Annotated in this window: 14 protein-coding genes and 1 pseudogene; 13 read left to right on the forward strand and 2 right to left on the reverse strand. The window is 38.2% G+C overall.

The window, feature by feature from the left end; translation table 11 throughout:
• From istA to UF75_RS21810, 6 genes are all read left to right on the forward strand, one after another.
• Window positions 1-1321 (forward strand): IS21 family transposase (gene istA, locus UF75_RS21790; protein WP_045576658.1); only part of this gene is annotated, 1321 nt, incomplete at its 5' end.
• A complete protein-coding gene (gene istB, locus UF75_RS21795; protein ID WP_045576659.1) occupies window positions 1321-2064 on the forward strand; it encodes an IS21-like element helper ATPase IstB in 744 nt (247 codons plus the stop codon). The genes istA and istB, both read left to right, overlap by 1 nt.
• 133 nt (window positions 2065-2197) lie before the next feature.
• Complete coding sequence (locus UF75_RS21800; RefSeq protein WP_082075282.1) at window positions 2198-2791, forward strand: PhzF family phenazine biosynthesis protein; 594 nt, start codon at window positions 2198-2200, stop codon at window positions 2789-2791.
• A gap of 369 nt (window positions 2792-3160) precedes the next feature.
• Window positions 3161-3835, forward strand: coding sequence for a recombinase zinc beta ribbon domain-containing protein (locus UF75_RS21805; RefSeq protein WP_045576660.1), 675 nt, complete (start codon window positions 3161-3163; stop codon window positions 3833-3835).
• Window positions 3836-4031: 196 nt separating this feature from the next.
• Window positions 4032-4355 (forward strand): hypothetical protein, encoded by a 324-nt coding sequence (locus UF75_RS27615; RefSeq protein WP_242860381.1) that lies wholly within the window; start codon window positions 4032-4034, stop codon window positions 4353-4355.
• Between the two features lie 395 nt (window positions 4356-4750).
• A complete protein-coding gene (locus tag UF75_RS21810; RefSeq protein WP_045576661.1) occupies window positions 4751-5404 on the forward strand; it encodes a hypothetical protein in 654 nt (217 codons plus the stop codon).
• Window positions 5405-5481: 77 nt separating this feature from the next.
• On the opposite strand, the gene UF75_RS21815 is transcribed toward UF75_RS21810, so the two are convergent.
• The gene (locus UF75_RS21815) at window positions 5482-5703 is read right to left on the reverse strand and encodes a helix-turn-helix transcriptional regulator (RefSeq protein WP_045576662.1); all 222 of its coding nucleotides are present in this window, start codon (window positions 5701-5703) and stop codon (window positions 5482-5484) included.
• Between the two features lie 14 nt (window positions 5704-5717).
• A complete protein-coding gene (locus UF75_RS21820) occupies window positions 5718-6335 on the reverse strand; it encodes a DUF2975 domain-containing protein (RefSeq protein WP_045576663.1) in 618 nt (205 codons plus the stop codon).
• A 104-nt stretch (window positions 6336-6439) separates the two neighbouring features.
• On the opposite strand from UF75_RS21820, the gene UF75_RS27620 reads away from it, so the two are divergent.
• The 7 genes and pseudogenes from UF75_RS27620 to UF75_RS21850 all read left to right on the forward strand — a co-directional run.
• Window positions 6440-6781 (forward strand): Druantia anti-phage system protein DruA, encoded by a 342-nt coding sequence (locus UF75_RS27620; RefSeq protein WP_082075284.1) that lies wholly within the window; start codon window positions 6440-6442, stop codon window positions 6779-6781.
• Between the two features lie 123 nt (window positions 6782-6904).
• Window positions 6905-7771 (forward strand): recombinase family protein, encoded by an 867-nt coding sequence (locus tag UF75_RS27625; RefSeq protein WP_082075285.1) that lies wholly within the window; start codon window positions 6905-6907, stop codon window positions 7769-7771.
• A gap of 315 nt (window positions 7772-8086) precedes the next feature.
• Window positions 8087-8470: a hypothetical protein gene (locus UF75_RS21830; RefSeq protein WP_045576664.1), complete on the forward strand. Its 384-nt coding sequence runs from the start codon at window positions 8087-8089 to the stop codon at window positions 8468-8470.
• A gap of 32 nt (window positions 8471-8502) precedes the next feature.
• A complete protein-coding gene (locus tag UF75_RS21835; protein ID WP_045576665.1) occupies window positions 8503-9348 on the forward strand; it encodes a hypothetical protein in 846 nt (281 codons plus the stop codon).
• A gap of 1 nt (window position 9349) precedes the next feature.
• Window positions 9350-9880: a hypothetical protein gene (locus UF75_RS21840; RefSeq protein WP_045576666.1), complete on the forward strand. Its 531-nt coding sequence runs from the start codon at window positions 9350-9352 to the stop codon at window positions 9878-9880.
• A 539-nt stretch (window positions 9881-10419) separates the two neighbouring features.
• Window positions 10420-10746: a sigma-70 family RNA polymerase sigma factor gene (locus tag UF75_RS21845; protein WP_052693525.1), complete on the forward strand. Its 327-nt coding sequence runs from the start codon at window positions 10420-10422 to the stop codon at window positions 10744-10746.
• Window positions 10747-11002: 256 nt separating this feature from the next.
• A pseudogene (locus tag UF75_RS21850) lies at window positions 11003-11304 on the forward strand (hypothetical protein); the annotation flags it as partial.

The raw sequence follows: 11304 nt of genomic DNA on the forward strand, positions 1-11304 counted from the left end.
TGACTATGACTACATCCATAAAGAAATGGCGAAAAACGGTGTTACTTTAAGCCTTGTTTGGAATGAGTACTGTGAAACATGTCGGCTTAGTCATGAAGTTCCCTTCATGTACACTCAGTTCTGCAAATACTACCGTGAGTATGCTAACGTTGCAAAAGCTACCATGCACATCGACCGCAAGCCTGGAGAACTACTAGAAGTCGACTGGGCTGGCAAGACAGCCACAATTATCGATCGTGACACAGGCGAAGCTATCGACGCCTACGTTTTTGTAGCGGCATTATCGTCTAGTCAATATGCCTATGTTGAAGCCTTCTTGTCAATGAATCAGGAAAGCTGGATTGCTGCACATGTCAATGCCTATCAGTTCTTTGGGGGCGTTACCAGAATTCTAGTTCCGGATAATCTTAAGACAGGTGTAGAAAAAACATCATGGTACACACCGATCATTAATAAGACCTATCACGATATGGCCGAACACTATGGAACAGCTGTAATTCCTGCTCGTGTTAGAAAACCGAAAGATAAAGCTACGGTTGAAGGTACTGTCGGGATCATATCGACCTGGATCATCGCAGCGTTACGCCGTCAGAAGTTTTTCTCACTTAGAGAACTTAACGAGGCCATAATGCCTAAACTACAGGACTTCAACAGTAAACCGTTTCAAAAGAAACCAGGGAGTAGACTAAGTGTCTTTAAGGAAGAAGAGCAACCTGCGCTACTACCACTGCCCCACGTTCCCTACGAGCTAGCCACTTGGAAGATCGCAACCGTTCAGTTTAACTATCATATAGCCGTAGGGAAAATGTATTACAGCTGCCCGTACGAATACATCAAACATAAAGTTGATGTACGTATCACCAGGAATGTTATTGAAGTCTTCTTTAATAACCACCGAGTCTGTTCACATCCAAAGCTACATGGACGAGAAGGCCAGTACAGCACGGTTGTTGAGCATATGCCAGAAGAGCATAAGCAGTATGCTGCTTGGAACTCAGAGCGGTTTATCTCTTGGGCAAAAAGTGTTGGTCTTAATACATCCATAGCTGTCCAAGCAATTCTTGCGTCGCACAAAGTAGAACAACAAGGCTACCGATCATGCATGGCTCTACTCAAGATGGCTGACAAATACGGCGTGAATCGTCTTGAAGCTGCCTGTGAAAAAGCGTTATCCTATACGCCAAATCCTAGCTACAAAAGCATCCAGACGATTCTAAAAACTGGTCATGATAAAGTCGTCAAAGAAGAAACTGTTCCTATTAATACGTCTGCAAACTTTGGATTTACAAGAGGTGCAGACTATTATGGGAGGAACTCATAATGCTGAACGAAACGACAGTAACAAAACTGAATGAGCTCAGACTACCTTCCATGGCTGACTCCTATCGCAAGCAGTTAGATGATCCATCCTTCAAGGACCTATCATTCGAAGACCGTTTTGGCCTTATGGTAGATACCGAATGGGCTAGAAGAAAAAACAATAAATTAGCCCGCCTTATTCGAAAATCAGAACTCTATTTTAGCGATGCTTGCATCGAGGATATAGAATACCATGCTGACAGAAAGCTTGATAGAGCTCAGATTACACGTCTATCAACCTGCAATTATGTTCAAGAAAAACACAACCTTATTGTTCTTGGCGCATCTGGTGCTGGCAAAAGTTACATGAGCTGCGCCTTTGGAATTGCAGCTTGTCGCAACTTTTACACGGTCAAATACATCCGTCTTCCTGACCTACTCAATGAATTTGCAGTAGCCCGAGGGGAAGGTATCTTTCAGAAGGTCATGAAGCAGTACAAACGAGTAAACCTGTTAATCCTTGACGAGTGGCTCCTTATACCCTTAAATAACAACGAAGCTCGTGACCTCCTAGAGATTGTTGAAGCTAGACATCAAAAGACCTCGACCATTTTTTGTTCACAATTCGCGCCAGCAGGCTGGCACGGAAAGATCGGTGAAGGCACTTTGGCTGACGCAATCCTTGATCGAATTGTGCATGATTCATACACCATCTTCATTGATGGAGAGGATTCCATGCGTAAACGCAAGGGTATTCAAGAATAACGTATTGAAGTAATCTTGGGCCCCCTGTGCTGCTTGAATCTCACAGTAAGTGGCTCAACCAGCAACAGGGTGGCTCATTCTGAGCGAGATAGTGGCTCAGTACTGAGCGTATTGGTGGCGCTGCCACACCGAAATATTCAAACAGGAGACCAAAGCCGGAATACTGGGAATCGAAATTAAAGATGATAACTTCGTTATGATGAACCAGCCAGCTCCTGTATTTTCGGAAATCATAGATAAAGATGAAATTGCAGATTCATTGAATATCAAGACTCCGCAAATTCCAGAAGATTTGCCGGTTCAAGTCGTATCAACAGGGCTTCGCGATATTATGGTTCCGGTAAAAAGCATTGAGATTTTAAATGCAATCAAACCGGAGATGGAAAAGATTAAAAAAATTAGCCAAAAATACAATGCAGTCGGGTATCATGTTTTTACCTTAGAATCCTTGCATGGTGCTAACGCTAATTGCAGAAACTTTGCGCCATTATATGATATCCCCGAAGAATCGGCAACAGGGACCTCGAATGGTGCACTTGGCTGCTACCTGTATCACCATAAAAAAATCAACAACGAGCAAGCTTTAAACATAATCTTTGAACAAGGGTATTCCATGAAAAAACCATCTGAAATCCGAGTATCGTTAGTAGTAAAGGAAAATGAAATTCTTGAGGTCAAGGTTGGGGGGAGTGCAATGAATTTAACTTTAACGGAAGTTGAAATATAGAACAGGAGTAAAGCAAATTAATGTAACTAATTTGACAATACTACAAATACATCCAGGACTCACTTTGTTCAAGCGGCATCTTTTTTAACCATTCAAGGCACGTGGAGTGCGTTTGCCTTTTACAAACAGGAACAACAGGAGGTTTTGCATGAGTGAATTTTTGAAATTAGAAGATTTCACGAATTTATTTTTTATCCTTTACTCTCCCGCCTGTGCAGCTGGGCTGATGGGCAATGCACAGCACAATATAAAACTTTGGTAATAACGACGACTATTCTATCAATAGTAAAAGAAGATCGCTTTATGCATAGCTGACCATCTGCAATTATCGGAAATGCTGCGGGAGGTCATTTATTTTTTATGTAAGAGTTGACACAGGCTAATGAAAAGTACAAGGGGGATGCTCTTCTTCAAAAGACTTATACCGTCGACTTCCTCTCGAAGAAACGGGCCGAGAATGATGGGGATGTTCCACAGTATTATGTTGAAAACAGCCATCTCGCCATTATTGATAAGGATACTTGGGAAGCCGTTCAACTTGAAATAGAGAGACGAAGAGCTTATGCTGAAAAACATCATATCCAAAAGGTTGATTACGCTACGGATGACAACCCCTTCGCAGGAAGAATCATTTGCGGAAACTGCGGAAGGGCTTATGGCAGAAAGGTTTGGAATTCAACGGATGAAAGGTTGCGTAGGATTATCTGGTGGTGTAACAATAAATATGTAGCCAAAGGAGAAAAGGGGTGCGGGAGTAGGCATATTGATGACCAACTTTTATATATAACCTTTGTCAACACTTTCAATGCGGTGGTTGAAAACAAAAATTACTTTATGGCTAAGTGGACGGACCAAAGTAACGGAGATGACATCCTCAAGCGAGTCATTGCGAAGCGCTTTATTGATATATTCAAAACTGCAAAGCCTATTGACCGGTTTGATGTAGACCTGTGCTTTAAATTGACGGAAAAGATAACGGTTTACGATGGGGAGTTGGTTGTTAGTCTGCGTGATGGGTCTGAGATAGAGTGTGAAATTGAATAAGGCCGAAGAGTAAGCCGACTGGGGTGAGTGTTTTTCACCTTGGTCGGCTTTTTTAATTATTCTAAAACACTTGGTAATAAAATTTTTGAGAAACTTATGACGGATATTTACCGGGGGCTTGAGCCGATAGAGGAAAAATATTCGATGGAGCTTGCTATACACGAACAATGCCAGCACCGGCAAGTTGGTACAACCCATGACCTATCAAACTCTTTCAGGGGGCAGTAGCCAACTGTCAGACAATGGGAACGGGAAAATTACTATTTCAGGTTATACCTCGACTTATTCTCCAGTTTCACAAATCGGTTTAACCCTGCACCTTCAGTATTTATCAAATGGAAATTGGTATACTCTTCAATCTTACGACTGCACATCTTCTAACGCATCATATGTGTCCGGAGGCCAAAATTTAGGCGTATCGTCCGGGTATTATTACCGGGTATTTGCTGAGCATACAGCATATAACGGGTCGACCTATGAAACCGGTTATTCCTATACTGAAGCCGTTTATATTCCTTAAATTGTTGTTACAAGGGAGGAAATATTATCCTCCAAGTATTTAGATGGCTTTCGCCATTTAAATAAGGACGCTTTCAGATCAACCATACCCACAAAGTAACAATTGATCTGAAAGCGTTTGCCCCTACACAAATTGTAGGTAATTTTATACTACACCTACTGGGGGATATTTGTGAAGGGAGTATTAAGAAATGGAGGGGAATTTGAACTGCTTTTTATCCCCTGAAAATATTTTTAATGAAAACTTAATATTGATGATTCAAGCAAATCTCGTTCCATTGGACTCGGCGAATGCCGAGAGCCTATTTAACTTACAATGAGGTGATGGTATATATGAATGTAATTCTCTAAACAATTTCTTTTTAAAATAAACTTTTATGGAGGGAAACTAAAGAAATGAAACTTAAGAAGATACTCGGTCTACTCTTAGTTGCCGTATTACTTGTTGGTTCGTTACCCTCTGCGGCATTTGCAGCAACAAACAAAACAAAAGTTGCAGATAACGCGAAGTTAGACAAAGCCAAGTTTCAAGAAGAAATTGATGCAGTTGCTGCTAAAATAGGCGCAAAAGCTGTAATTCTTGAAAATGTTGATCCTTCAACTGTTAAACTACAATTTAATTCGGTTAAAGATTTTGAGAACTCAATAGGAAAGTTACATGAAAAATTAAATGTACCACAATCAGCTGACCAGTTGGTTCAGCCAATGGACTTTACTGGTAAATTTAAGAGTGAGTATCCGCACCCTGTTTGGCTCGGCAGTTATGAGGTTATCGGGTATATTACCCAAGAAGTTTGGGCAACAGAGTATTGGAATTCCTACTATGAGAAAAATCTATTCTCTCAGGTAACCTACCACACGTCTTATATCGCTCCTTACGGCGTAGGTTTTTCTTGGTCACCAAACCCCTATACGCATAGTATTATCGACGGTGGTAGAACAATAGAAGCAAGTGCTGACGGTCAAATTACATTAGGGGTGAAAATTGGAGACTATGAAATTGGTTTTACTTGGTCGATGGACATGACTGATTGGTTTTACGCAGTTTAATCGAATTCTATTTTACAAAGAACCGTAGGGCATAAATTACATGCCTGCGGTTCTTTGTAACCCAAATCACAAGAAAATTAAGTTACTGTATCTTCTTGGTCAACAAACTCTAGAACATCCCCTGGTTGACACTTGAGGACCTTACAAATTGCATCGAGCGTCGAAAACCTTATTGCTTTTACTTTTCCAGTTTTCAAGTTTGAAAGATTTACATTAGTAATTCCAATTGCTTCAGCCAATTCATTAAGTTTTATCTTCCGTTCAACTAAGACTCTATCTAATCTTATGATAATGGCCATTGCTTAGCACATCCTTACAATGTTGTATCTACTTCATCTTGAAGGAATATCCCGTATTTAAATACATCAGCTATTATAAAGATAACCACTGCAATTAAGATTCCGCTTAGATGGATATTTGAATAATCAAAATCAAAAATTTTTGATACAAAAGCCCAACCCAAAAGGTTTCTTATTGGATCAACTACAACTGAATAAACGATTATTGATAATGCTATCTTTTTAAGCCTTCTAACATTATTAATATCGAATGGTGTTGTGTTTCTTGAAATTGTATTAAGAATGTTTATCACCTGCTTTAACCCATATAGAATAACAATATTAAGAATTGCACTTGAAACCAAGTAAGTTAGGAAGGCGGATTTCGCGCTAAACATTTCGATATTTAGAGATTGTATAATCCTAAAAGGAATATAAACTCCAAAGGCGGTACCATTGGATAGATTGTATTTTATAAACCAATCTAGATTTCCCTTTTCAGCAGTAAATCCTTGTTCCGGAGCAGAGAATAAAATAAAAGATACAATTAATGCTGCAAAGAGTAATATTATCCCAATAATAAAGATAAGTGCTAAGATATTTTTGATAGTTCTCGCTCTTTTTTTCAAACTTATAATGCTATCTTGTCTCATAATATACCTCCCTTTTATTTCATTATAATGGATTTGTATTCGAGATTCAATAATTTAATAATGATAAACGATAAAGATATACAAGTACACGAAAAATTAAACTCATGCGTTACCACTATCATGGCTACACTCCTTTACCCGGCGCACAAGTTCAGTACTTAATTTATAGTGAATCGGGTGCTTTGCTTGGGGCTATAAGCTTTTCGGCAGCAACCTGGGCTCTGCGCCCACGAGACGGATTCATCGGTTGGAATAAAAAGCAGTTAAATCGGCAATTTCGAAAATCCAGAAATGTAAATCGTTTTGCGCATTGGGTAGAACTCACGACCCCCGACCCCCTAAAAAGGCCCCCTGGGTATGAGCATCATAATTCCGCGTTTCAGTATCACTACTTTGCCCAGACACATGTTGAAGCCGTAATCCTGTTGCAGAACCTGAAACGTTGATGTATCAAGGGACTGAGAGGTTGAGTTAGTAAATATGTTTTGACGTGGAGGATATCTTTCACGTCTTTTCTTTTGTAAAATATAAATAGGCTTGCTTATTTTTTATAGATGGTAAGAAACGAGATGAAAAATGTCAGGATTATACCGGCTATACCTAAAGAGAATAAAAAGCTCAGAGTTGCCGCCTACTGCAGGGTCAGCACATCCGGACCGGAACAACTGCGCAGTCTTGAGATTCAGATAAGTGCATATACGGAGATGATACGAAGCCATCCCAATTGGCTTTATGCCGGTGTATTTTTTGACATTGAAAGTGGACTGCGTCGAAGCGGAAGAACCGGTTTGGATAAAATGCTTAGGAAAGCTGAGAAAGGCAAAATCGATTACATCATAACCAAGTCAATCAGCAGGGTGTCAAGGGACACTCTGGAGATTTTAAAGATGATAAGATTTTTAAGAGAGCGAGGGATCAATATGCATTTTGAAAATGAAAAGTTGGATTCAATTGAAGTGGATAAAGAGTTCGAGATTACACTTAGGAGTATGCTTGCACAGGATGAGAGCCGGAATACCAGCGAGAATATCCAATGGGGGTTTCAGCGTAAGTTCGAAAAGGGCGATATGTTCACAACGTATAAGAATTTTATGGGATATGACTGCGTAGTGAAAATTGGGGTATTATCTGCTAAAGATTATGAAGATTGGCGGTTCGGTCGTGTACCATACCTTGAAAAAGTATGTAAGACCAACTTGAGCAAGTTGTCATTTATAATAAAAGAACTTAGGGCATATGCTCTGGAGAATCATTTGAAATCCTCATCGACGGCGTATAACCAGTGTGGCGTAAAAGGCAAGAAAATCCCCTTGCGCTTTAGCAAATCCGGATATACCGTTATAGAAGAAGCCTATGCTACACATTATGTTGTCAATACTAAGAAAGAGGAGAGGGATTCAGAGTTAAGTAAAACGCCGGAGGAAAGAAACCACTGACAAAGGGAGTATATGAAACCAGGCACAGGCCATGTGATTTTCTGGATGAAGATGGAGAATGTAAACTGGGTGCTATGAAACCTGAAAGCTGTAAGACTTATCCACATACAAATCAGCCGGAAAGGTTAGGGAACCTTTACAGTATGTTAAATGTGGTTGAAGTATGCCCGGTAGCTTTTGAGATATTTGAAAGATTAAAGGAAATTTACAGATTTAAAAGCAGATAGCGATATTGAACCTGCTAAAACTTTGCGCAAAGCTCCTTTATTGCGAATAATAGGATATTGTAGGGTGATTGAAATACAGGGGGGAAAGATGAATCAGAAAGAATTTGTTGGGAAATCAGATGAAATACTGAACTGTATGAGCATTGAGGAATTAAGAAGATGTCTGCATAATATTGCAAGAAAAACGCCTGAAAACAAGAGAGCGTCATTTCTACAGCTGCTTGAAGATTGTCATGATCAAGATGACCGAGAAGACCGAGAAGATAGTAAGTACGAGGAGGCATTGCAGCATAAAAGATTAATACCTAATGAGAAAGTAAAAGAAAAGCTTAGTGATATAAAGAGAATTTTTACTAAAATAGAAAATGGCGAATTGTGTTTGTCGGCCCAAGGATATGAAGATTATTCCAATGGATATTGGGCAAGTGACTGGATATGGGAATATGAGGACAATGAAGGTATTGCAGGATAATCGAAGATGCAGTTTTGTTTGCGCATGACTGTATGAATGATTGCAGATATGAAGAAGCAGTAACAATTTTTAAATTGATTATGGATACACAAATATTCGTTGAAGATGAAGATGGCGGAGATTCTTTTGAATTAAGCCTTGAAGAAATGGTCGATGAAAAACTGGTTGGAGTAAACTTAAAGGTACTTGCACTAGACGTACTGTATTCAAACTATCAATTACAAACGGCAGCTCAACGTGCAAGTGTTTTGTATTCATATTTTATATACCCTTATTTTAAAGAGATTCATATTGAAGACATTTTCTCGATAGGTAGAGAAGAGTTAAGGGATACGGATATGTTTTTGCAATTGTGGATTGATTTTCTTATGCAACAGAGCGGTGAGGTTTCGGCATGTTTATTAAAGGAAGGTTTATTATATTATAAAGGAACGGAGGGTTTGCTGGAAATGGCGAGAAAAGGCTATAAAGAGCATCCATCCGTTTACTTGGCTGCGTTGTTGGAATACGAAAAGACTCATGATTATGAGAAAATGAAAGGGATTGGAAAAGAGGCACTTGATAGAATAGAAAGTGATTTGAAAATACGCGGTGAAATTGCTTTGAAAACAGCTCAGGCGTCCGGTTGTTTAAATGATAGTGAATTCATGAAGGAATGTTGGTATGAAGCCTTTTACTCCAATTCAACCATACCTAATTATTTAAGACTTTTTACAGACGGAGAAGTGATAAGGGAATATAAAGATTTTGCAGAAAAAAGAATAGAAAAATTGCATGTATCTGAAAATCACTATAATCAGTGCATATCTGAAATTGCTAAAAATAATATTACCGATATAGAATATAAATATCTTATACTTTTTCTCGGGACATTTTGAAATGATTAAAAGCTGGTGTATGGAACAGAAAAGTCCATTGGGCTGGAGCGGTAATTTTATCGGTTATGGTGTAGATTTATTACTGTTGTATTTATTCACGGATAATAATCTGAGAAAAGCCGGAAAAAAGATAGCAGTCCAGGTTTCAAACAGGATAGGGTTTAATGAGAGCAAAAACCTTGTATTCATGAAAGAAAATTCTGTATTTGAAACTGAAGTGAGTACGCAAAAAGGTGAAGAAATATTTTGGAGTATCTTTTGTTTATGGAAAGTAAATTATGCAATAACTGTCGATGATATGAGTTCATATGTCAAGTGGCTGGAATCCGTGATTGATAAAAGAATAGATGGAATTGTAGGCGGAAAATACAGAGATAAATATAATGATGTTGCTTTATTGGCAGCTGCCTTGGGGGAAGTAAAAGAGTCGTTAGGTATGAAAATGGCAAAAAGTATTGTCATAAACAGGTATTTAGAAAGATATCCACGGCACTCAGCCTTTCGAGGAGCATTGAAGGAATACATTGATTAAATATTTTATTAAAAATGCCTCAGTAACAACAATTTTTGTCAGAAGTATTCTCCCGCCCAGGCCCCACCAGGCTCAGGCGACATCTTTTTTGTATCCTCAAGGCACGTTGAGAGTATAGTTCTGATGACGAATAGTGGTTTGAAGGGCAAATAAGACAGGTCAACCACTATATGTAGTGGTTTTGGAGCAGAAAAGGGCAAAAATCGGGGTCAAAAAGTGCATTTTACGGCCCGATTTTTTAGGGGTTTTTATAGATGACATCGGGTATTCTTGAAGATGAAATCCCAAAAACGCAATGCAACGGGTGGTATTGTGATATACTTAACTGCGTAAGCGTATATTATTGCGTCATAACTTAAATTAAATAATTGAATAGTTAGAAATAGATATGACCACTGTAACTTAACGAGTTAGTTTACAGTGGTTATACTTTAATAAGTAAAAGTCTCCTAACAATTTTTAAAAAAGTTGTAACGAAATATGAAGAAAAAGGACATACATTACGAAAGGAGGTTGTTTGTGGAGGATTTTAATAGGCTTTGCGAATTATATTCAAAACAGTTGTTCAAATATCTACTATTTCTTACGAAAAGTCTATTTTTACTGAAGATAAAAGTGATATAGCTGACTACTCTACTCCTGAAAGCGTAAATTTAGAAAAAGAAACGAACATTGAACTAATAAAAGCTATTCATAAATTAAAAGAGCCTTATAAAGAGATAATTACTCTTCGCACTTTTAGTGAATTAAGCTTCAAAGAGATTGGGGAGATATTTGAACAAAGCGAAGGATGGGCAAGAACTACATTTTATAGAGGCAAGCTCCAGCTTAAAGATATTTTAACTAGAGGTAGATGGGAGGATTAACATGAAAAATAGATTGTGATGTAGTTAGAGATTTAATTCCCTTATATATTGAGGGCTTAACAAATGAAGGAAGTAACGAATTTTTATTAAAACATATTAAGGACTGCAGGGAATGTAAAGAAGTCTTTGACGAACTTCAAAAGGAAATAATAGATAAGAGAGCCAATAAGGCTTTGTATATAAAAGACATACCCTCTAATAAACTTGTAAAAAGGATTAGAAACAGGATTATCGCTTTTGTAGTATAGCATTATTCATGGGTGTATTTTTAAATACATTTGGTAGTTATGCTGTCAAAATATATCAATCAAGAACTGCTGCTACCAACTTTTTAGATAATGTGTCCAAGGGTGATTTTAACCAAGCCTTTGATTATGTAGCTTATTTTGATTTCGCATCAGATATCGAACCTAATATATCATATGATGACGCAAAAAAGGTATGGGTTGGTCGGGTAAGTGAACTTAAATCAAAAGGAGTATATGTTAAATCTTATAGCGGATTAAGGGTATGGACTGATGATACTTATCCTAATGGAGAAGTTACTCTTACAGTAGT

Origin of the sequence: Desulfosporosinus sp. I2, assembly GCF_000960765.1 — a bacterium.
Taxonomy (GTDB): Bacteria; Bacillota; Desulfitobacteriia; order Desulfitobacteriales; family Desulfitobacteriaceae; genus Desulfosporosinus.

Coding starts and splice junctions, on each gene's coding strand:
- istB (WP_045576659.1), top strand. CDS start 1,321: ATGCTGAACGAAACGACAGTAACAAAACTGAATGAGCTCAGACTACCT.
- UF75_RS27615 (WP_242860381.1), top strand. CDS start 4,032: ATGACCTATCAAACTCTTTCAGGGGGCAGTAGCCAACTGTCAGACAAT.
- UF75_RS21810 (WP_045576661.1), top strand. CDS start 4,751: ATGAAACTTAAGAAGATACTCGGTCTACTCTTAGTTGCCGTATTACTT.
- UF75_RS21815 (WP_045576662.1), bottom strand. CDS start 5,703: ATGGCCATTATCATAAGATTAGATAGAGTCTTAGTTGAACGGAAGATA.
- UF75_RS21820 (WP_045576663.1), bottom strand. CDS start 6,335: ATGAGACAAGATAGCATTATAAGTTTGAAAAAAAGAGCGAGAACTATC.
- UF75_RS27620 (WP_082075284.1), top strand. CDS start 6,440: ATGCGTTACCACTATCATGGCTACACTCCTTTACCCGGCGCACAAGTT.
- UF75_RS27625 (WP_082075285.1), top strand. CDS start 6,905: ATGAAAAATGTCAGGATTATACCGGCTATACCTAAAGAGAATAAAAAG.
- UF75_RS21830 (WP_045576664.1), top strand. CDS start 8,087: ATGAATCAGAAAGAATTTGTTGGGAAATCAGATGAAATACTGAACTGT.
- UF75_RS21835 (WP_045576665.1), top strand. CDS start 8,503: ATGAATGATTGCAGATATGAAGAAGCAGTAACAATTTTTAAATTGATT.
- UF75_RS21840 (WP_045576666.1), top strand. CDS start 9,350: ATGATTAAAAGCTGGTGTATGGAACAGAAAAGTCCATTGGGCTGGAGC.